Annotated in this window: 20 protein-coding genes; 4 read left to right on the top strand and 16 right to left on the bottom strand. The window is 45.3% G+C overall.

Going from position 1 to position 22,296, the window contains the following annotated elements:
- Positions 1–152: 152 nt before the first annotated feature.
- From hpf to I579_RS08135, 5 genes are all read right to left on the bottom strand, one after another.
- Entirely contained in the window at positions 153–707 is a 555-nt protein-coding gene (gene hpf, locus I579_RS08155; protein ID WP_010754087.1) for a ribosome hibernation-promoting factor, HPF/YfiA family, read from the bottom strand.
- A 134-nt stretch (positions 708–841) separates the two neighbouring features.
- A complete protein-coding gene (locus I579_RS08150; RefSeq protein ID WP_010754088.1) occupies positions 842–1,522 on the bottom strand; it encodes a ComF family protein in 681 nt (226 codons plus the stop codon).
- A complete protein-coding gene (locus I579_RS08145) occupies positions 1,512–2,804 on the bottom strand; it encodes a DEAD/DEAH box helicase (RefSeq protein WP_010754089.1) in 1,293 nt (430 codons plus the stop codon). The genes I579_RS08150 and I579_RS08145 overlap by 11 nt, the downstream gene beginning before the upstream one ends.
- A 102-nt stretch (positions 2,805–2,906) precedes the next feature.
- Positions 2,907–3,227, bottom strand: a complete 321-nt coding sequence (locus I579_RS08140) for a PTS sugar transporter subunit IIB (RefSeq protein WP_034810442.1) — start codon at positions 3,225–3,227, stop codon at positions 2,907–2,909.
- Between the two features lie 88 nt (positions 3,228–3,315).
- Positions 3,316–3,606 carry a DUF7662 domain-containing protein gene (locus I579_RS08135; protein ID WP_010754091.1) on the bottom strand — a complete coding sequence of 97 codons (291 nt, stop codon included), beginning with the start codon at positions 3,604–3,606 and terminating at the stop codon, positions 3,316–3,318.
- A 112-nt stretch (positions 3,607–3,718) separates the two neighbouring features.
- Between I579_RS08135 and I579_RS08130 the strand changes: the two genes are divergently transcribed.
- A complete protein-coding gene (locus I579_RS08130; RefSeq protein WP_010754092.1) occupies positions 3,719–4,348 on the top strand; it encodes a YigZ family protein in 630 nt (209 codons plus the stop codon).
- A 49-nt stretch (positions 4,349–4,397) separates the two neighbouring features.
- Here the strand turns inward: I579_RS08130 and I579_RS08125 are convergent, their stop codons facing one another.
- The 3 genes from I579_RS08125 to I579_RS08115 form a co-directional block, all read right to left on the bottom strand.
- On the bottom strand, positions 4,398–5,858 hold the full coding sequence (locus I579_RS08125; protein ID WP_010754093.1) for a peptide MFS transporter: 1,461 nt from the start codon (positions 5,856–5,858) through the stop codon (positions 4,398–4,400).
- Positions 5,859–6,284: 426 nt separating this feature from the next.
- Complete coding sequence (locus I579_RS08120) at positions 6,285–6,992, bottom strand: GntR family transcriptional regulator (protein ID WP_010754094.1); 708 nt, start codon at positions 6,990–6,992, stop codon at positions 6,285–6,287.
- A gap of 173 nt (positions 6,993–7,165) precedes the next feature.
- Positions 7,166–11,410, bottom strand: coding sequence for a 2-hydroxyacyl-CoA dehydratase (locus I579_RS08115; protein ID WP_010754095.1), 4,245 nt, complete (start codon positions 11,408–11,410; stop codon positions 7,166–7,168).
- A 166-nt stretch (positions 11,411–11,576) separates the two neighbouring features.
- Here I579_RS08115 and I579_RS08110 point away from each other — a divergent pair, with 166 nt between their 5' ends.
- Positions 11,577–12,182: a TetR/AcrR family transcriptional regulator gene (locus I579_RS08110; RefSeq protein WP_010754096.1), complete on the top strand. Its 606-nt coding sequence runs from the start codon at positions 11,577–11,579 to the stop codon at positions 12,180–12,182.
- A 74-nt stretch (positions 12,183–12,256) separates the two neighbouring features.
- Positions 12,257–12,412, top strand: coding sequence for a hypothetical protein (locus tag I579_RS12900; protein WP_010754097.1), 156 nt, complete (start codon positions 12,257–12,259; stop codon positions 12,410–12,412).
- A 45-nt stretch (positions 12,413–12,457) separates the two neighbouring features.
- Here the strand turns inward: I579_RS12900 and I579_RS08105 are convergent, their stop codons facing one another.
- The 8 genes from I579_RS08105 to I579_RS08070 form a co-directional block, all read right to left on the bottom strand.
- Entirely contained in the window at positions 12,458–14,608 is a 2,151-nt protein-coding gene (locus tag I579_RS08105; RefSeq protein WP_010754098.1) for a heavy metal translocating P-type ATPase, read from the bottom strand.
- Between the two features lie 130 nt (positions 14,609–14,738).
- Positions 14,739–15,482 carry an ABC transporter permease gene (locus I579_RS08100; protein ID WP_010754099.1) on the bottom strand — a complete coding sequence of 248 codons (744 nt, stop codon included), beginning with the start codon at positions 15,480–15,482 and terminating at the stop codon, positions 14,739–14,741.
- Entirely contained in the window at positions 15,479–16,228 is a 750-nt protein-coding gene (locus I579_RS08095) for an ABC transporter ATP-binding protein (protein WP_010754100.1), read from the bottom strand. The genes I579_RS08100 and I579_RS08095 overlap by 4 nt, the downstream gene beginning before the upstream one ends.
- 119 nt (positions 16,229–16,347) lie before the next feature.
- Positions 16,348–17,751: a glycosyltransferase family 4 protein gene (locus I579_RS08090; protein WP_010754101.1), complete on the bottom strand. Its 1,404-nt coding sequence runs from the start codon at positions 17,749–17,751 to the stop codon at positions 16,348–16,350.
- Between the two features lie 10 nt (positions 17,752–17,761).
- Entirely contained in the window at positions 17,762–18,697 is a 936-nt protein-coding gene (locus I579_RS08085) for a YihY/virulence factor BrkB family protein (RefSeq protein ID WP_010754102.1), read from the bottom strand.
- 31 nt (positions 18,698–18,728) lie between these two features.
- Positions 18,729–19,493 carry a type I methionyl aminopeptidase gene (gene map / locus I579_RS08080; protein ID WP_010754103.1) on the bottom strand — a complete coding sequence of 255 codons (765 nt, stop codon included), beginning with the start codon at positions 19,491–19,493 and terminating at the stop codon, positions 18,729–18,731.
- A gap of 99 nt (positions 19,494–19,592) precedes the next feature.
- The gene (locus I579_RS08075; RefSeq protein WP_010754104.1) at positions 19,593–19,913 is read right to left on the bottom strand and encodes a putative heavy metal-binding protein; all 321 of its coding nucleotides are present in this window, start codon (positions 19,911–19,913) and stop codon (positions 19,593–19,595) included.
- A gap of 181 nt (positions 19,914–20,094) precedes the next feature.
- A complete protein-coding gene (locus I579_RS08070) occupies positions 20,095–20,664 on the bottom strand; it encodes a TetR/AcrR family transcriptional regulator (protein ID WP_010754105.1) in 570 nt (189 codons plus the stop codon).
- A 246-nt stretch (positions 20,665–20,910) separates the two neighbouring features.
- Between I579_RS08070 and I579_RS08065 the strand changes: the two genes are divergently transcribed.
- The gene (locus I579_RS08065) at positions 20,911–22,146 is read left to right on the top strand and encodes an aminopeptidase (protein WP_010754106.1); all 1,236 of its coding nucleotides are present in this window, start codon (positions 20,911–20,913) and stop codon (positions 22,144–22,146) included.
- The last annotated feature ends 150 nt before the right edge of the window (positions 22,147–22,296 follow it).

Below are 22,296 nucleotides of genomic sequence, written 5' to 3'. Positions count from 1 at the left end.
AGAAGGCCCATAGAGCAAGAATTAAAAAAAGCGTTACCTGTTTTTACAAAGGGGCTAGATTCGAGCCTTTTTACCATTCAAAAAACATTCGCTCACGGTTGCTAGTTAGCTAAACACAAAAAAAGCGGAGGGCTTGCCTCCGCTTACAATCATCAGTCGGTTTCGATTAAACCGTATTTACCATCTTTCCGACGATATACGATGCTTGTTCCATTGGTTTCAGCATCTTCAAAGATGAAGAAGTTGTGTCCCAACATGTTCATTTGCAAGACCGCTTCTTCGCTGTCCATTGGTTTCAATGACAGTCGTTTCGTCCGGACAATGTCCAAGTCGGTGCCATTTTCTTCTTCGCCGGCTTCATTGTTAAACAAAACCATTGCGTCGGAATCTGGTAGTGCTGTCTCCCGAGATTTACGATTAATTTTCGTTTTGAACTTGCGGATTTGGCGTTCCAATTTGTCGACCACCAAGTCGATACTTGCGTAAAGATCTGGTGAAGTTTCTTCTGCTCGCAACACCAAGTATGGCAATGGAATCGTTACTTCAACCTTTGCAGTTTTTTCGGTGTACACTTTTAAATTCACATGTGCAGTCGCTTCTGGCACATCGGTAAAGTAGCGTTCCAATTTGCTGACTTTCTTCTCCACATAGTCACGAATTGCCTCGGTAACCTCTATATTTTCTCCCCGTACATTGTATCTGAACATAGCAATTGCCCCTTTCGTCTACCACTAAAGAAAGAGCAAGGACCACTCTCGCTCCCTCTTCTTACTTTTATTATAGCGAACTCTAACCTTTTTGCAAACTGAAACGCTACCAAATTCAGCAGATTCTTAGGATATTATCGAGCCAAGGAAAAAGTGCGAATTTGGGCCGGGTGAGCCGTCAGCAAAATCCGGGCAGCATGAAATAAAGTTCGACCGGTCGTATACACGTCATCCACCAATAAAATCTTTTTCCCATAAATCTTTTCCGGCGAGACCGCCAGACGATAAGGCTGTGCCAGGCGTAAGCGTTCCTCTCGTGTTTTTTTGGATTGAGGAAGATCTTGTTTTGTCCGGTGCAATAACTCCTGATAGCTACTTCCGGCTGCTTGTAAAAAGCCCGTAGTCTGATTAAAGCCTCGCTCTTGCCAGCGCTCTTTTGCCAGAGGGATGGGGCAAAGGATAAATCCCGGATACTTTTTCAACGCTTGCCGGACTTCTTGGGCAAAGGTCCACCGAAGACGATAATCCCCGGTAAATTTATACATTGCTAACCACTGGGCAAAGCTATCTTCATAAGCAAAAAGTGCTTCGTGAGCGAATTCGTAGTCAGGGTACTGTCGTTGCCAAGCCTGACAATCCAGGCAAAAGCTCGCTGCTTGTCGCATACAGCCGGGACAGCTTCCCGCCTTTTTTAAGGGCACAAAAGACTTGCGGCAATCATCGCAAAGTTCACTAATAGGTAGCGTCCAAGGAAAAAGGATTTCTTTGACTTTGAGATTTCTGACAATCGGCTTTTGACAATAGTTACAATGCATCTTCTTGCCCCCTTTTGCGATTAATGGCTTTGATCTCAACGATGGCCTGACGAAGAGGATAAGTCTGCTCCTGGTAGCAAAAGACCACTCGTCCGTGTCGATATTCCCCGAGACGATCCACCCGTCCGGCAATCTGAATCAATACACTTTTCGTAAAAACTTCATGATCTGCTCCCAAAACAACTACCGAGACATTGGCAAAGGTCACCCCGCGCTCCAGAACCGTACTTGTAAGCAACACGTCCCATTCCCCTTCTCGCATTCCTTGAATCTTTTCCTGACGCTTTTCATCCCGGGCGGAGACACTGGTTACCCGCCACTGGGCAAGATAAGGTTGCAGAGCTTGCTCTAGTCGTTTTAAGTAGTCGATTTGCGGACAAAATAGCAACAGCCGGTTGTCCTTTAACAATGTTTCACAAAGCCGGGCCAGCTTTTTTAGTCCTCTTTTTCTCTCCGGCAACTTGTGCCAATTTTCCATAAAGCATAATTCCGGCACGACTAAAGGGCGCTTATGATACCGCTGAAACAACGTTAACAAGCACCAGTTTTCCTTTTCTCGCTTCTGTTTTAATTCCCGACTAGGGGTAGCCGTCAAATGTACCGTAATCCCCTGTTCTTTCACCGCTAAGCGACTGGCCTGGTGCAACACAGGATTGTCCACATAAGGAAAAGCGTCACTTTCATCGATGATCAACAAGTCAAACGCCCGATAAAAATGCAAGAGCTGATGAGTGGTAGCCACGAGCAATTGAAAATCTCCCCATTCTTCCCCTTGACTGTGACGCAATAAAATTCCTCCACTAGGAAAGGCTTGCCGCAATCGTGGGTAGACCTCGTTGCACACATCGATTCGTGGTGTGGCATAAGCAACTTGCAATCCTTCTTGAAAAGCCTGTTCCAGCATGGGAAACAGCATCTCCGTCTTCCCCGAGCCCGTCACCGCCCATAACAACGCATTTTGTCTTTTGTCTAAACACTCTTTTAAGGCTATGGCCACGACTGCTTGTTTTGCAGTCAAAGTCCCTGACCAGACACACGGGACTACTTCTTTCGGTCTTGCGATCGGCGTTACATCGGTCACCAGCTCATGAAACTCCGTCACGCGACCTAATAACAGGCACCCGGGGCAAAAGTAAGCACCATTTTCCAGACGACAATTCTCGGCGATCCAAGTGCCACAGCGCTGACACTGAGGGCGCCCTTTATAAAAAGCGATTCCTGGTCTTGTGTGGGCATCTTTTGGCCCCGTGCCTTTTGGATAAAGCTCTTGTTTGCCCTGCATATCTTGACCTCCTTTTTTAAGGAGATACGTACTTTAGCCGCTTTTCAAGCACAAAAAAAGACACCCTTTGGTAAGGATGTCTTTTGTGGAAATTTTTGGATTTTAGCCTTCGATTAGGGAAATTGCTTGTTTCAAAACGTTTTCCCCGTTCATCATGCCGTAGTCCGCCATGTTGATGATGTCTAAAGGAATGTTTTTCCCAGCCAAGCGTTTTTCAAAGTCACCCTTCATAAAACGAACTTGGGGGCCTAAAAGCAAAACATCAACTGGTTTCGCTTCCAAATTGTTGTCTGCGTCAGAAGCAGATACTGCGAAGATATCAGCGTCTATGCCTTGTGCTTCCGCTGCTTTTTGCATCTTCGTTACTAATAGACTGGTACTCATACCAGCAGAACATACTAACATGATTGTTTTCTTTGCCATCATAATCGCCCCTTTATATTTATGGGATAATCCCTTATACCCTACTTCATTATAGTTTATCTGTTATATTTGTCAACGATTCCATTTTTTAAGAACCCATTAACCAGTTGCTTTTAAGCAACTTATTAAAAACCACATATTCTTTTTCTAAATTGACATGGACTACCTCATAGCCGGCATTAATCCACGCATACGCGCCATTTTGTGGATTGTTATGGTCATTAGCCCACCAATCCTTTTGGTGCCGCGCGGTCTTTGGCAAGCCACTGGCGGGAAACAAGAGCTCATCAAACTGCGTGAACGTCAATGTCACTTGACTCCCGTTATTCTTCTTTAAGTATTGGGTGATGATATCGTATTTCTTTTTCCGCTGGGACATGGGAACACCTCTTTTCACCATTATCCCAATTTTTCACACAACTGACAAGTATTGCCGTTGCCTCACAGCCAAAAAATCCCTATACTAAAGCTAATAAAGAGAGGGTGAGAAGATGCAGGCAACTTATAAAACGATTAAAACCGATGGCCTGGCGGAGACTGAAATCAAAAAATCCCGCTTTCTCTGTCACCTGAAACGAGTGACCAGTGAAGAAGAAGCCAAAGTATTTATCCAAGGTATCAAAAAAGAACATTGGAAAGCCAACCACAACTGTAGCGCCTACCTTATTGGTGAACACAGTGAAATTCAGCGTTCCAGTGACGATGGCGAACCGAGCGGAACAGCCGGCGTCCCGATGCTGGAAGTCTTGAAAAAAAATGACCTAATCAATGTCTGCGTGGTAGTCACCCGTTATTTCGGCGGAATTAAGCTCGGCGCCGGGGGGCTGATTCGGGCTTATTCCCATGCCGTCTCCCATGGATTGCAGACTGTGGGCTTAGTTATGGGTAAACTCCAACAAGAAATCAGTTTAGACTTGGATTACAGCTTACTGGGCAAACTGCAAAACAGTCTGCCAGAAACCACCATTAAAGAAACGATCTTCGCCGAAAAAGTCACGGTAATCTGTCGAGTAGACGAAGAGCAAGTGGAAAATTTTGAAGCTGAAATCATCGACCTCTTACAAGGACAAGTGACCATCACCCGAGGCGCAACCGGTTATGAAGAAATTCCTATTGAATAGAAAAAAGCCCGGAAATCCATGGATTTCCGGGCTTTTTTGGGTAAAGTTCTTAATGAATTTCGCCAATCAAACGACGAATCGGTTTGCGAATCATGTAAAGTAAAATACCGGCTACGACTGCTACCCCACCGACAACGGCAAAGTACATGCCTTCTGTGCTTGGTGTGTAGAAACGCGCGATTTGGGCATTGATTGCTTGTGAAGACGCATCTGCCAACAACCAAATGGCAATGGTTTGTGCTTCAAAGGCTTTTGGCGCTAATTTCGTAGTGACGGAAAGCCCCACTGGAGAAAGACACATTTCCCCGACAATCATGATGAAGAAGCTAGCGACTAACCACATTGGGCTAACCCGTTGATCCACGCCGAAGAACAAGCTTGGGAACATTAAAAGTACGAAAGACAATCCGGCAAAGATTAAGCCTAGTGCAAATTTGACTTCGGTAGTTGGTTGTTTTTTACCCATTTTCGTCCACAACCAGACAAAGACTGGTGTCAGTAAGACAACAAATAATGGGTTCAAGGTTTGGTACATACTAGCAGGGATGTTGATACCAAACAAAGTCGCTTGGGTCCGCTCTGCTGCAAACAAGGCCAAAATTGAGGAGCCTTGTTCTTCCAATGACCAAAAGACAATGGCAGAAAGGAACAATGGGATATAAGCCCGAACCTTTTGTTTTTCATCCGCTGTTACGTCTTTTGAACGCAACATGGAAGTGAAATAATAAACCGGCAACAGAATTCCTAGAACACTGATGCAGTTAATGAAGAAGTCAACGGTTAATTGACCTAAAAGAGCTGCTCCACCGAACAAAACGATAACCAAGACGATTGCCACGGCAAACCGTTTGAAGAAGGCTGTTTTTTCAGCACCAACTAAAGGATTGGTAACTTGCGTGCCGATATTGTGCAAAGTTTTTTTGCCTTGGAAGTAATATTGCAACAAACCAAAGAACATCCCGATAGCGGCAATGGAGAACCCTAAATGATAATTGACATTTTGACCTAAAGCTCCAACGATAATCGGTGCAATCAAGCTCCCGATATTAATCCCCATGTAGAAAATAGAGAAACCGGCATCCCGGCGCAAATCATTTTGGCTGTACAAATGTCCTACCATGCTAGAAACGTTGGATTTCAACATCCCGGTTCCGATAACGATCAAAATCATGGAAACAAACAAAGCTGGCAAACCAAACGGCGTGGCTAGCACAATGTGTCCAAACATGATGAAGACCCCACCGAAGAACACGGTTTTGTGGGAACCTAACAAACGGTCGGAAATCCATCCGCCGACGATACTGGACATATACACTAAGGAACCATAGATTGACATAATCGCAACTGCGGTGGCTTTCTCCAAGCCCAACCCGCCGTTGACCACGGCATCGTACATATAGTAAAGCAAAATCGCTCGCATGCCGTAATAACTGAATCGTTCCCACATTTCCGTAAAGAAGAGTGTGGATAGTCCTCTAGGCTGTCCCATAAAAGTTTTTTCTTTTTCCATCTTACTACTACTCCTAACTCCATCGAAAGAGAAATTTTTCTGAAAATTCACATTAGCTAGTTTATTCCTGTTATTCACAAAGTTCAAGAATAATTCACTAAGAGCTTAGGGATTTATGCAAGAAGAATCTCATTTCATAAAGGGATTTTTTTTATTTTTATCCCGGGTTATTCTAAAATCAATGTTCCTCCTTGTTTGTTTTATGAGAAGAATTTTCATTTCTTATCAGAGAAAAAATCAGCTGTTCGTGGTTTCTTTCCCCAAAAAAGGGTTTCCTCTCGTGCACTGCTACACAAAAATTCTTCAAGTATAAAGCACGGAGCAAGCGATCAAAAAAAGCCCCGCTAGCTTTGTTTGAGAAAATCCATCAGATTTCCCCAGACAAAACTGGCTGGGCTAGTTTCTATTTTTATATTGATAGAGGTCTTATTTTTCCAAGTAGAACTCGAAGCGATTGCCTACGTATTGAGTGCGCACGTATTCAAATGGAGTGCCGTCTTCGAAGTAAGAGACTTGGCGCATGCGCAAAATCGCATCTCCCCGCTTGATTTGCAAGTAGTCGGCAATTTGCTCAGAAGCAAGCATAGCAGAAATCGTCTGATTGGCCCCACCGATTTTTTGTTGGCCTTTTTCCGCCAAGGTTTTATACAAAGAAGTGGTGACTTCCCCTTTGCTAAAGTCTTTGATTAAGTGTTCGGGAATACTGGCCACCTCGAAACAAATCGGCACATCATCCGCATAGCGAATCCGTTCCATGCGCAAGATTTGTTCATCCGGTTGTAGTCGCAACTTCTCCATCTCGGAAGAACTAGGGGCAGTGTAAAAGTACGACACTACTTTACTGGACGGAGTGCGCCCTTGAGAGAGCATAATTTCTGTGAAGCTAGTAGTACCGGACATGCGCTCTTGGACTTTTTGACGAGCGACATACGTACCAGAGCCGATTTTCCGCTCCAAGATTCCTTCATCCGCCAAAGTTTGAATCGCTTGACGCAAGGTCATCCGACTGACGCCAAACTGCAAAGAAAGGTCTCGTTCTGAAGGCAAACGATCCCCGATTTTCCAAAAACCACTCTCGATTTTGCTTTTGATCTGATCATGTATCTGAATATAAATTGGTAAATTATCCGCCATCCGGATCCGCTCCTTCCTCTTTAATGAAATTATAACTGGTATATACCTTATTGGCAAATGTTATTGAAGAAATTTAAATATTGTCCTAAAAAGCAGGTGCAGCCTTATTAGACCGCACCTGCTTAGACGTACTATTTATTTGCGTAGACCACAAAATCCCCTTTTGGTACACCTCAAACTCCTAAAGTTTCTTCTTTTAAGGTTTTGTTAGCCGTAGCCATCATCAAACGAATCCGGTTCAACTGGTTGACCAGAGACACTCCGGGATCGTAGTCGATTGCTGCAATATTGGCTTTCGGGTATTGATGACGCAATTCTTTAATGACCCCTTTACCCACCACGTGGTTCGGTAGACAGCCAAAAGGTTGCATGCAGACGATATTGTGCACATCGGTCTTCAAGAGGTCGATCATTTCCCCGGTTAGGAACCAACCTTCCCCGGTATGATTCCCAATGGAGAGGATTTGACTAGCGTCGTCAGCCAACTGATAAATGGAGTGTAACCCTTCAAACCGCTTCGATGCTCGTAGCGCTTTGTCCATTGGTTTTTCCACCATTTCAATAATGCGAATGGCCAATTCTGCCAAGACCTTACTCTTCTTGGCCATACCTAAATTTTCGTACTTCCAGATTTGGTTGTACAAGGAATAGTTCATAAAGCCGATAATATCTGGCACCACGGCTTCGGCACCTTCTGCTTCCAAAAGACGTACAATGTCGTTATTGGCGGTTGGGGAGTATTTCACGAGAATTTCTCCTACCACTCCCACACGTGGTTTTCGTTCATCGGACAATGGTACTTGGTCAAAGTCCTTGATAATGGCTTTCATGTTCCGATTGAATTGAGTCAATGAACCGTTCTTCACATTTTTTGCGACTTTTTGTAGCCATTCTTCATGAAGACGGTCGATTTGGCCTTTTTCCAATTCATAAGGCCGAGTGCGGTACACCACCCGTTCGAAGAGGTCCCCGTACAAGAAAGCTACCACGATGCGTTTTAACATAGGTAACGTGAACTTAAAGCCTGGATTTTGTTCGACCCCTTTGTTCCCCATGGAAACGGACACCACTGGTATTTGAGGGAAGCCCGCGTCATTTAAGGCCTTTCGAAGCAATGGAATGTAGTTCGTTGCCCGACAGCCCCCACCGGTTTGGGTCATCATTACACTAGTGTTGTTTAAATCATACTTGCCACTTTGCAACGCTTCTACCAATTGGCCGATGGAAATAATCGCTGGATAGCAAGCATCGTTGTTCACGTATTTCAAGCCTACGTTGACCGCTTCTTTGTCTTCTGCGGGCAAGCAGACTACATCGTAGCCAGAAGCTTTCAGAGCCAAGTCTACTAAGCCTTCTTGGTGAATTGGGCTTAGCATCGGCATGAGCAAGGTATGGCGTTTGCGCATTTCTTTGGTAAAGACGATCTTTTCTGGTTCCTCGTAGCGTTTCGTTGGGATGAAATTAATCTTCTCCCGTTCGTTTACGGCAGCTTTTAGTGAACGCAGACGAATACGAATCGCCCCAAGGTTAGAACCCTCATCGATTTTCAGCACCGTGTAAATCTTGCCGTACTGATCCATGATTTCTTCCACTTGGTCTGTCGTTACAGCATCCAGTCCACACCCAAAGGAATTTAATTGAACTAGTTCCAACTGTTTGGACTTGGCAACTACTCGCGCTGCCGCATAAAGGCGAGAATGATACACCCATTGATTGACCACTCGCAGATTGCCCACATCTCCTAAATGGGAAATGGAATCTTCCGTTAATACGTGGAAGCCTTCTTGGGTGATCACATCGGCAATCCCGTGATTGATTTCCGGATCCAAATGATATGGACGACCGGAGACCACCACACCCCGTTGATTTTTCGCCGTCAACATCGCCAGGGTTTCTTCCCCTTTTTGACGGATTTTTTCTTTAAAGTTTTCCAGTTCTTCATATCCGTGATGCAAAGCTTGGGTGATCTCTGCTTGGGTAATGCCTAAATCGCTAAAGGTCCGCCCTAAAACTTCCGCCACGGAGGCTTCATCGGATAAGTTGATAAATGGATTGCGATAATCCACTTTCCCTTCTCTGATTTCATCCACGTTGTTACGGATCACATCCGGATAGCTTTGAACGATTGGACAGTTAAAGTGATTGTCGGCCTCGGCAGACTCTTGCCGCTCAAAGACTACCCCGGGGTAGAAAATCAAAGGCACTTGTTGGTCGATTAAAGACTGGATATGCCCGTGGGCGATTTTTGCCGGATAGCAAGCAGTATCACTAGGAATCGTGTCCATGCCTTTTTCATAGAGATCTTTGTTCGACCGTGGAGATAGTTGTACCCGGAAGCCAAGATCCGTAAAGAAGGTATGCCACAATGGGTAATTTTCGTACATATTCAAGACTCGGGGAATTCCCACGATCCCTCTTGGGGCGTCTTTTTCTTTCAAAGAACGATATTTAAAGAGGCGTTTGTATTTGTAATCCACTAGATTGACTTTGCGGTCTTTCCGGTCGATTTTAATGCGGGCGCCTTTTTCACAACGGTTCCCAGTGATAAATTGGCGGCCGTCAGAAAAGATGGACACGGTCAACATACAGTTATTTTCGCAAAGATTACAGTGGGTGAATTCTTTTTCCGTGGAGAATTCGGCTAAGTCTTCTAAAGACAACAAGGTGCTTTCTTCTCCTAATTCACTGTTTTCTAAGGCGATGATGGCTGCACCATAAGCACCCATTAAACCAGCGATGGATGGACGCACGACTTCTCGACCACTGATCTGCTCAAAGGCTCGTAAGACGGACTCATTGTAGAAAGTGCCCCCTTGGCAGACGATTTTTTCCCCTAATTCTTCGGGACGGCGAATCTTGATCACTTTATAAATGGCATTTTTAATCACAGAATAAGACAACCCGGCAGAAATGTCCGCCACGGTAGCGCCTTCTTTTTGCACTTGTTTCACTTTGGAGTTCATAAAGACGGTACAACGTGAACCTAAATCCACTGGTTGCCGTGATTTCGTGGCTTCTAAAGCAAATTCTTTCACGTCATAGTTCAAGGATTTGGCAAAGGTTTCAATAAAGGACCCACAGCCAGAAGAGCAAGCTTCATTCAACTGAATAGAAGACAAAACGCCTTCTTTAATGGTCATAGCCTTCATGTCTTGGCCACCGATGTCTAGGATGAAGTCTACCCCCGGTTGGAAGTGATTGGCCGCTTTGTAGTGTGCCATGGTTTCCACTTCCCCGATGTCCACCTTCAACGCATTTTTAATCAAATGCTCTCCATAACCGGTAATTGCGGATTTGGCGATGTAGACATCTGCTGGCATCTTGTCGTATAAGTCTTCCAACACCGCAATGGTGGTTTCCAAAGGCTGGCCTTCATTATTGCCATAGTGAGAATACAAAATACGATAGGCATCGTCCATTAGGATAACTTTCGTGGTGGTAGATCCCGCATCGATGCCTAAAAAGGCTGCCCCGTGATGACTCGCCAGTGGTTTTTCTTGGGCCGTAGCTTGCGCGTGACGGTTGCGGAATTCCGCTAGTTCCTCTTCATTGTGAAACAATGGTTCCAATGTATCACTGGGTGCCAAGCGGTTTTGATCCCCATGATCCAAGGCTAAAAGCAAATCTGCTAAGGTTTGTTCTTCTTGTTCTTCGGCAAAAATCGCCGCTCCCATGGCCACGAAAAGCTGGGGATTTTCCGGGAAAACCACATCTTCCGGTGCAATATCCAAGGTTTCGATAAACCGTTTCCGCAACTCGGACATAAAGAACAACGGCCCCCCTAAAAAGGCCACCTTGCCTTTAATTTTCCGGCCGGCAGCTAGCCCGGCGATGGTTTGATTCACCACGGCTTGGAAAATACTCGCAGCGATATCTTCTTTAGCGGCCCCTTCATTGATCAAAGGTTGTACATCCGTTTTCGCAAACACGCCACAGCGAGAAGCGATTGGATAGAGTTGAGTATAGCCCTTAGCCAGTTCATTGACCCCATTGGCATCGGTTTTCAAGAGAACTGCCATTTGGTCGATAAAAGCCCCAGTCCCCCCAGCACAGCTCCCGTTCATCCGCTGTTCCAAAGCCCCCTCGAAAAAGGTTATTTTGGCATCTTCCCCACCGAGTTCAATTACCACATCCGTTTCCGGAATGATTTCTTCTACTGTGCGGGTACAGGCGATGACTTCTTGCACAAAGGGAATGTCCAAGACTTCGGCTAAACCCATGCCCCCAGAACCGGTAATTGTCAGTGCGAGTTTTTGATCCCCCACGACGGCTTGGGCTTCTTTAAAAACCTTCTTTGTGGCGGTTTTCACATCAGAAAAGTGCCGTTCATATTTTGCAAAAATTGTTTGGTTGTTTTCGTCCAGAATGACTAATTTGACGGTAGTTGAACCTACGTCGATCCCAGCTCTTAATTTCATTTTATTCATCCTTTTTCCCACACTGTGTTGAATATCCTACGTGACGTTTGATATAATACTCACAACTATTTTAATGACTTCGTGAACGTTTGACAATACACAATCCCCTTCAAAGCGTAAGATAAGCAACACTTTGTTAGATTGTGTTGGAAAGAAGAGGATAAAAATGAAAAAAACCGACTTACGGGTGCGCCGGACCAATAAAATGATTATCGAAGCTTTCATCCAACTGGTAGAAGAAAAAGGCTATGATCAGATTACTGTTCAGGACATCTCTCAACGGGCGATGATTAACCGGGCGACCTTTTATGCCCATTACAAAGACAAGCAAGACCTTTACGATACCATTTTCGACTTCGCCATTGAGGCCTTCACCTCGGTGCTCTCCCCGAAAGATTTGGTCCAAGGCAATCGCTTGCGGGTGAAGCAAATCGAAGTCTTGCTGACCCATATTTACAAGAACATCCAGCGCAATCGGCGCTTTTACTTGACCATTATGGATGGTGCCGCTATGGAAACCTTGCGGAAAAAAATCGCGGACATTCTCGATGCGGAGTATGCCCATATTTTTAACCGCCTAAAGATTACGGAAAATGATATCGAAGTCCCCATGGATTTTATCATCGAATACATGACCTCGATTTTTATCGGAACTTTGCACTGGTGGCTAACCACGGACTCCCCCATGGCCCCAGAAGATTTAGCAAAATTGGTGATCAAATTAATCGGCAATGGCCATCTGACCGTACTAGGCATCGAAATCGAAAACTAAAGGCTAATTGGCCGGCTTTTTAGTTGCCGGAAACCCTACAGTAAGATAGGATTAAAGAAAAAGGAGGCGGCGACATGAAGATTACCGAAGTGATTCGCGAAACCGCAGAAGGCTTGCGGGACCGCATGAAAGAAAGCCAGTACGCCATTAACGTGGACAAAAAAGGCGTAGCAGTCAAAAAACTACGCCCAACTAAGCACACCATCAAATGGCGGTCAAAAAATCATTAAAAAAACTTCTCGAAGCAGCCCAGATTAGACTGCTTCGAGAAGTTTTTATTTTGCTTTAAGACAACGCAAGGCATTGAGGACGGCTAGTAAGGTCACGCCCACATCGGCAAAGACGGCGGCGGCCATTGAGGCATAGCCTAATGTCCCTAGGAGCATCACCAAGCTTTTGACAATCAAAGCAAACAGGATATTTTGTTTGACGATTTTCAGTGTCTTCCGGGAAATCTTCATTCCTTGTACCAATTTGGAAGGTTGGTCGTTCATGATGACCACATCCGCTGCTTCAATGGCGGCGTCACTTCCTACGCCTCCCATGGCCACGCCCACATCGGCTGTGACTAAAACCGGTGCGTCATTGATACCATCCCCCACAAAAGCCACTTTTCCTTGGGCTTCTTTGGTAAGAGCTTCCACGTGATGAACCTTGTCTTCGGGTAATAACCCAGCAAAGAATTTGGTCAAGCCGAGTTTTTTAGCTACAGATTGCGCGACTTGCGGATTATCCCCTGTAAGCATTACCGTAGTTTTCACGCCGTTTTGACCCAAAGCTTGAATCGTTTCTTTGGCATCCGGTTTAATTTGGTCATTGATTACAATTTGTCCTGCGTACTTACCGGCAACTGCCACGTACAAGACAGTCCCCACCCCAACTGGCTCAGGAGCTGTAATACCTAATGATTGGAGCAATTTTTGATTGCCAATCGCCGCTTGCACACCTTGAACGCTTCCGGTAATCCCGTGACCGGCTACTTCTTGAACCTCGGTCACAGCTTGGGGAGTTCCTTGATAAGCTTTTAAAATCGATTGAGCAATCGGGTGACTGGAATGTTGTTCTAGCGCCGCTGCATAGGCCAAAATTTCATTTTCAGGTAATGGTCCACTGACTTCATCCACGCCGAATTTGCCTTCTGTCAAAGTACCGGTTTTGTCAAAAACTACCGTGTCAACTTTCGCCAAAGTTTCCAAATGATTGGAGCCTTTGATTAAGACACCGGCTTTGCTGGCGCCACCGATCCCTGCAAAGAAACTCAAAGGCACGGAAATCACCAAAGCACAAGGACAAGAGATTACTAAGAAAGTTAATCCCCGATAAAGCCACTCATGGAAGTCGCCCCCAAAGAACAGCGTAGGTACCGCCACGATTAACAGGGCCAACAAGACTACGGCCGGCGTGTAATAGCGGGCAAATTTCGTAATGAATTTTTCTGCTGGAGCTTTTTGACTGCTGGCATTTTCCACTAGTTCCAAGATTTTTGACACGGTGGAAGCGCCGTAGTCTTTCGTCGTCTCGATGACCAAGCGTCCGGCTTGATTAATCATTCCGCTGAGGATTTCATCCCCGGCTACCACATCTTTAGGTAGGGATTCTCCCGTAAGCGCGGAAGTGTCCAAAGAACTCTTGCCTTCTTTTATGACACCATCTAAGGGAATCTTTTCCCCGGGATTGACTACTACCAGACTCCCCACTGTAACAGCGGCGGGATCCATGATTTGTTCCTGTCCGCCTACTAAAACCCGAGCGCTATCCGGGCGCACATCCATTAATTCCTTGATGTTTTTCCGGGAGCGATCTACCGCAAAGTCTTGCAAAAATTCACCGATTTGATACAAGAACATCACCAAAACCGCTTCAGGGTATTCCCCAATAAACAACGCGCCCACAGTGGCAATGGTCATCAGGAAGTTTTCATCAAAGACTTCCCCTTGAAACAAATTGGTAACTGCTCGTTTTACGATGTCCCCACCGATTAGTAAATAAACTAGCACGTATGAAACGATGCGTACCAAACCTGTAGGCTGCCACAAGACTAATGCCAGTAAAGCCACAGCGGTTACGATAATCCGCACCAAATCCCAATGGTCTTGCAGTTGCGTCCAGAAACTTGGTTGCGGAGTGTTTTGATTCTGCTGGGTTTCGTGATGGTGCGCATCTCCTTCACAAGAACCATCGCAACTAGTTTTCACCGGTGTACCGCTGGGGCTTGTGGAGACTTCCACATCTGGTTCCAACTGCGCAATTTTTTGCATTGCCACAGCTTCTGCCTCGGCTGTTTCGTCTTGATAGGTAACGGCTAATTTTTGATTCATAAAATCCACATTGGCCTCTGCTACGCCAGGTAATCCTTGAACCCCCCGTTCAATCTTCGCCGCACAATTCGCACAATCTAAACCTTTTAAATAGTAAATTTTTTCCATTATTTCTCACTCCTTTGAAACTGAATACATGAACCATTCCTCATTTGTATTATATATGAACATTCATTCATGTGTCAACTAAAAAAAGAAGAAACGCGCCGAAAAGACGCTTTTCTTCAAAAAAGGATGGTTAAGCAGATTTACGCCAAGGCATGACGCCTTTAGCCAAAAGATCCAACGCCACAAATAAGACTAAACCTAGCAGACTTAAGATCAAAATAGCAGCGTACATGGCGGGATAATCCATGCGCATCCACGCATCCATAATAAAATACCCCATACCAAATTCCGTACCGTAATTCTCGGTGAAAAATAGAATCGAAATCGCCGTGCCCAAAGAAACCCGTGACGTACTAAAAATCGCCGGTAAGGTTGCTGGAAACGTGATTTTTCCGAAACGTTGCCAAGAAGAAGCCCCAATCACCCGATACACATCGTAATAATGTTCCGGGATTTCTTCAATGGCGTCTCTGACTGCCACCAATACTTGCGGCGTCACAATCAGCACAATCATAATCACCTTGGATAAATCCCCTAAGCCTCCTAAAAGCATAACAATCGGCAACAGTGCCATTTTCGGAATCGGATAAGTCAAATATACCAAAGGATCAAAAAAGTTCTTCCAGCGCGGCAGACTGGCGATTAACAGTCCTAATAAAAATCCTAAAAGGACCGCTAAGACCATCCCTAAGGTAATCCGCCACAGGCTAGCTCCTAAATGATGAAATAAATCTCGCTGCACCAAATCAGGAATCGCTTGAAAAACCGTCACCGGACTAGGCAACAATGTTTTTGCCAGGAGCATACTGGCTACTTGCCAAATCGCTAATAAGAAAATTCCGGCTCCGGTAAAAGAAAGAATTCGTCGTTTCATGCTAATTCCCTCCTTAACTGGCTGGCACTTTGTTCTAATATGCCGCTGTCCAAAGCCCCGGCTAAGTTTCTTTTGTCTTGCAAAGGCGAGGAGAAGACTTCTTTAATCTGACCGGGATTTTTCCCCATAACGATTACTTGATGGCCGATCAACAGTGCCTCGGTAACATCATGGGTAATCAAAACCGTCCGGGTAGGATGTTTCATCCAGTTGGTAATAAACAACTCTTGGGCCCGGCCACGACTTAAGGCATCCAAGGCCGAAAACGGCTCGTCCATTAACAATAGCTCACTTTCGCAAGCAAAAGCGCGGGTAATGGCAACTCTTTGGCGCTGACCACCGGAGAGCTGACTCGGGTAGCGATTTTGTTCTTCCACAAAATCCATATCTAAAAAGAGTTGGTCCATAACTTTTTGATCTGAGGGGGTCAAACTGCCTTTACTGATCTTCATAGCACTGGCCACTGCCTTTCTAGCCGTCTGCCAAGGCAGCAAACCATAGTCTTGGGGAACCAAAGCAATGCGATGATCTTGAGGCCGATAGTCCACCTCCCCTAAAGTCAACGCGCCAGATGTGGGGGTCAGTAACCCGGCTAAGATTCGAAGCAAGGTGGTCTTCCCTGCTCCAGATGGACCGATAACGGTATAGATTTGATTGGCGGTCAAATCGAGAGTAACATCCCGTAAAATTTCCTTTTCCTGGCGATAGGCCAATTGTCGTATTTGCAATGTGGCTGTATTGGTCATAAAGTGCCTCCTTACAAGAAATCATCTGCTATTGTAACACTTCTCACAAAGAAAAGAAAAAGCTCCTTAAAAAAGCTCTGACCACTAAAGGTCAGAGCTTAACTACGCTTGTCAATCACTTATTTATTTTTATGCCGCTCAGAGCGAGTAGCATAAGTTGGGGCTTTCGGGGTTGAAGCTTCTTTCTTTCCATCCTCTGGTTCGCCGGATTCTGGCGCTTCAGTCGTTTCCTTTTGTTCCGGTGTTTTTTCGGCAGTTTTGACATCTACCGCGGCTTTATTTGCTGCCAAAGACTCTTTTAAACGTTGCAAGAGTTCTTCATTGTTAAATTCTTTCGTATTGCCTAGTTCATCTGGTTCATGAACTTTTTCTTCAGGTAGCGAGTCCGCTGGTTCATCCGCCTTTTCCCGGTGCAAGACTTCATTTCGGTATTGGCGGTTGCCGACGAATTTCAACATGGTGATCAAAGGCTGACGGTTCTCTCCTACCAGACCGATGACTTCAATAAAGAGTTCCAAGCCCACCATAGTGGCGATAATCAAAAGAATCATCGCCGTGGTGCTGGCATAGTTCATCAATAAGGCGATAAAAGAGAAAACTAAGGCCAAGGCATAAATGGTCAAGACAGCCCCTCGATGAGTAAACCCAATGGAAATCAGACGATGATGCAAGTGCATCTTATCCGCCGAAGAAATCTTTTGCTTGTTAAATTTCCGACGAATCATGGCGTAAACCGTATCCGTAATCGGCACTCCTAAAATCAACATGGGGGTCATAATGGAGATAAAGGTGGCGTTTTTTAAGCCGGTCATGGAAACGATAGAAATCATATAGCCGAGAAACAGCGCCCCGGTATCCCCGAGATAAATCGAAGCCGGGAAAAAATTATAAGGGAAAAAGCCGGCAATAGCCGCCACTAAAGTGAAGATGATAATCGTGGTATACAGACTGTCATTCGGTAGCAAGAAGAAAAAGGAGATAATCCCCAAAGTGGTCAAGCCAATAATGGAAACCCCTGCTGCCAAACCGTCTAAGCCGTCGATTAAGTTCACCGCATTGGTCAAAGCCAAAATCCACAAAATCGTCACCGGCAGACTTAACCAGCCCAGCTCCCATTTTCCAAAGAAAGGAAAGCTGATACTATCCATCTCAATCCCGGCCACAAAAAAGGCCTCCAAAGCCGCTAGCGTAATGCCAATCAGCTTTTGCCAAGGCTTTAGTTCAAAAATATCATCTAACAGCCCAGTAACCACCACGATTGCCCCACCTAAAACGATAGGCCAGGTAACTTTAAAGAGCTCAATTTCCCGAAAGCCAAACAAAACCGAGACAGAAAAGGCCGTAAAAATGGCCAATCCCCCGGCAGAAGGCATGGGTTTCTTATTAATGCGCCGGGCATTTGGCATGTCCACGGCGCCAATTTTACAAGCCAAGACTTTGACAAGCGGCGTCAAAACCAAAGACAAGATTAATGTTATGAAAAATTGCAAAATAAATGTAAAGGCAAAATAAGGCACAATCATGTCTCACTTTCTACTCTTCTTTTGAAGGGGTGTCTTTGGTCAAGCGCTTTTTAAGCTTGGTAGTCATCCGACTAAGGGGCCCGTGGCGTTTTTCCACACTACCGCCACCCTTATATGTCGCGATAATCGCATTAACGATGCCCCCAAACAGCGTGATTCCCGCCGCCAAATTCAGCCAGATCATCAGCACAATAAAACTCCCAATGATTTGATACCCACTGACTCGAGCAGCAAAAAAACGGGTATACAACCCGAAAAGTTGTCCTAGTAATAACCAACCAATCGTGGCGATAACCGCTCCTGGAAAAGCAGCGAAAACTCGCACCCGAGCATTGGGTACCAGCCAATAAATGACCGTCATGATCAATAACAATGCCAGAATTGTCGCGGGCCATTTCAAAGTCTGGAAGGTTTTGATGATTTCTCCGGAAAAGCCAAAAATCGGTTGTAAGGCATCTAAAACCGCCTTGCCGACCCCTAGAACAATCGTCGCCCCTAAGCCCCCGGCTAACAGCAAGAGCAAAATCAACACTGAAACAATCCGGACAATGATGAAATTTTCCCGATTCGGTACTCCGTAAGCCTTGTTCATGGCCCCTTGCAAAGCATTGATACTTTGACTAGCAGACCAAACCGCCGCAATAGCGGAGATGGAAAGCAAGCCCCCGGAACTTTGCGTCAACAAACTGTGAATCGCTGGTCCTAGGAAGCTATAAATTTCCGCCGGCATAACATTTTCCAAATAAGGCAAAATACCATTGGGATCAATCCGAAAAAAGGGCAACAAGTTGCCAATGGCGATTAATAAGGGGAATAAGGACAGCAGCAAGTAATAAGCTACCACTACGCTGCTGTTCCCTAATTCTGCGTCACTAAAGCGTTGTTTGCCAATGGCTAACAGCCTTTTAAGGGACTCATTGTTCCTTAGTTTCTGTAACCATTTCATAGACATCCTCCACTCATTTTCGGATCCAACTTTAATAAGTGCCTTCTTCGCCTTGAGAAGTCAACAAGACTGGCCCTTCTTTTGTGATGGCGATGGTGTGTTCATACTGACAGCTCAAGCCACCGTCTAAGGTGTACGCCGTCCAACCATTGGGATCCATTTTCATTTTCCATGTTCCAGTGTTCACCATGGGTTCAATGGTGATCACCATGCCTTCTTTCAAACGCAAGCCTTTGCCCGCTTCCCCGTAATGAGGAACGGCTGGTTCTTCATGAATGGTTGGGCCGACACCGTGACCGATAAAGTCTCGGACTACTGCCAGATTTTCCCCTTCTACATAAGTTTGAATAGCATGGCCAATATCGCCAATTCGATTGCCAACTTGGGCTTGTTCAATTCCTAAATACAAAGCTTTTTTCGTAACGGCCATCAAATTGTCGATTTCTGGTGTGCTTTCTCCTACCACATAAGCCCAACAAGAGTCGGAAATGCCGCCTTTTAGATCGATACACATGTCGACTTTAACCAAATCACCACTTTTTAGTGGTTTCTTCCGAGGAAAGCCGTGACAGATTTCGTCGTTGATACTGATACAAGTGGCATATTCATAGCCTTCAAAGCCAATTTGAGCCGCAATGCCCCCGTGGCTTTCAATATAGTCTCTTACAAAGACTTCGATATCCCAGCTAGTGATACCTGGTTTGATAAAGTCCCGCAACTGTTTATGAACATCTGCTAATAGTTCACCGGATTCCCGCATCGTTTCGATTTCCCGTGGTGATTTTAATGTTATCATATTTACCTCATTCTCCTCTTATAAAATCGTTCTTATTCTATCATAGGCAAGGAATTTACGCCAATCTCCCTTGCTTGAAGTTTAAGAAATGAGGTGTTTTTACAAAAAGGTCACCGCTGTACCGGAGCAAGTCACCATTAACATGCCATTATCTGAACCCAAAACTTCGTAGTCCATCTTCATGCCGATAATCGCATCCGCCCCTAATTCTTGGGCCCGTTGTTTCATCTCTTCAATGGCTTCTTCTCGGGCTAGGGTCAACTCTTCTTCATAGGATTTCGAACGTCCCCCAAAGAAATTGCGCATCCCCGCACCCAGGTCTTTTAACACGTTAATTCCGGTGATGACTTCCCCAAAAACAATTCCTTGATAGCTTTCTACTTGTTTGCCTTGTACGCCGTTCGTTGTCGTAACAATCATGAAAACTCCTCCTTTTTTGTTGAAAAAGTGTGAAAAAAAGCCTGTACCAAAAGTCTTAAAAACAAATGAACCCGCCAAACAAACGCCATTGAGTCCGCCTTTTCACCAGTCGTGAAAAGCAGAATGGCTCATTTGGAAAAATCAGCTTGTTTTGACTTCTGTCACAGGCCACAAATGCCGGTTAAGAAAGTTGAATTGGTTCTTTACGGGCTAAAATACTGTCCATGGTTTCATCTACCAAACGGACAATCTGCTCTTCTGTCGGTTGAATGATCCCAGAAGACATCAACGTCGCAATCCCCGTTGCCACGATCCAAGTCCCCATGTGCAAGGAATTGATCTGTTCTTCTGACAAATCTTTAAAGCGCGGTTCTGCTTGAACCAATGATTTGTAGTAGTTTGAAGAAAACTCTTGCATCTCTTGGCCGCCACCGTACTCTTCCAAGTACATCGCCCGGTACAAGCGCCGTTCTTTCGTCGCAAAGCCTACGTAATTTAACACCAAATCATTGACTTTGTTCCCAGTGTGCACCACAGGGAAAATATCATTTGCCAAGTGTTCGTAAACTTTTTTAATCAAAGCCATCTTTAAGTCTTCCATGTTCTGGAATTCTAAATAAATCGGTTGCGTGGAGCAGTTCATCTTCGCCGCAATATTCCGAGCAGTAAAACGAGAAAAGCCTTCTGTAGAAACAACGGTATACGCTGCGTCTAAAATTTGATCCCTTGTTATTGTCTTCTTTCTTGCCATAATCGTTCTCCCTATCGTTTATGTACTTCTGTCGCACTTCTTTGCTATAAATATTGTACCATGTTTTTTTTTCAAACTCAAAAACAGTTTGAGATTTTCGTCATTTAATTTCCCTGGATGGTGTTATCTTGTCTTTTAGAAAGCCTTTTTTTGACAAAATGACTTTGTGGAGCCTGCCAGTTGTTTCTAGCCAGTGAGGATGTTATCATAATTGTGTTTATAATAATGATTCTTTGGAGGGATTTCATGTCAGACAACCGCTTTGAGCAAAACCTAGAAAAATACGCCCAATTGATTGTTGAAGTCGGCGTAAATGTGGAAAAAAGCCACACCGTGGTGTTATCCATCGCTGTAGACCAAGCACCATTGGCACGCTTGATCACCAAAAAAGCTTACGAACTCGGCGCCGCAGAGGTCATCTTACAATGGACCGATGATGCGATTAACAAGGACTTCTTCTTATATGCTGCAGAAGACCGCCTGACTGAGCTACCTCAATACATTGTGGACCGCGGGGATGATTGGTTAGCCAAAGGAGCCAGCCGCATTAGCGTGGTTTCTTCTAGCCCAGACGCCTTAGCCGGCACCGATGCCGATCGAGTGGCGAGCTACCAACAAGCTTCTGGTAAAGCCTTAGCCAATATTCGCAAAGCAACCCAAGCAAACAAAATCAGCTGGACCGTGGTAGCCGCAGCCGGCCAAGAATGGGCCCAAAAAGTCTTCCCTGACTTAGAGCCAGCTGCCGCACAAGAAAAACTCTGGGACGAGATCTTCAAGACTACGCGGATTTATAGTGATGATCCGGTAGCCGCATGGAAAGCCCATGATGCAAAATTAGCGGAAAAAGCCGCGGAATTGAACAAAGAACAATTCGTCAGCTTGCACTACACCGCTCCAGGCACCGACATCGTAATCGGCTTGCCGGAAAACCACCTGTGGGAAGGCGCCGGTAGCTTCAACAGCCGGGGCGAAAAATTCATGGCCAATATGCCTACAGAAGAAGTCTTCACCGCTCCTGACAGTCGGCGGGTGGACGGAGTTATCTCCAGCACCAAACCACTGAGCTACGCCGGCAATATCATCTCCGGAATGAAGTTTACTTTTAAAGATGGGAAAGTAGTCGACTTCTCAGCCGAACAAGGGGAAGAAGTCTTGGCGAAATTGCTGGACACAGACGAAGGCGCCAAACACTTAGGGGAAGTCGCTTTAGTCCCTGATCCTTCTCCAATTTCTCAATCCGGCATTATTTTCTTCAATACATTATTTGACGAAAATGCCTCTAACCACTTGGCTTTTGGTTCCGCCTATGCCTTTAATTTACAAGGTGGTACGGAAATGAGTGAAGAAGAACTGGATGCGGCCGGGCTAAATCGTAGCCATACCCACGTGGACTTCATGGTAGGGTCTGATCAGATGGATATCGACGGCATCAAAGCAGACGGCACCGTGATTCCAGTCTTCCGCAATGGCGACTGGGCCTAAGCTAATTGAATGGGCGCACGAAAAAACGAGTCTTTCCTTTAGGGAAGGCTCGTTTCCTACGTTTATTGCCTAAACTCAGTAAGTACGGTCAGGATAATTAGCCACCGTCTGTTTTTTTTGGTAGAATTGACAGTGTCGACTGCGAGCTTT

The organism is Enterococcus asini ATCC 700915 (assembly GCF_000407365.1).
Taxonomy (GTDB): Bacteria; Bacillota; Bacilli; order Lactobacillales; family Enterococcaceae; genus Enterococcus_C; species Enterococcus_C asini.
Note: the sequence above shows the minus strand (reverse complement) of the source record. Positions and strands in the feature narration are given on the sequence as shown.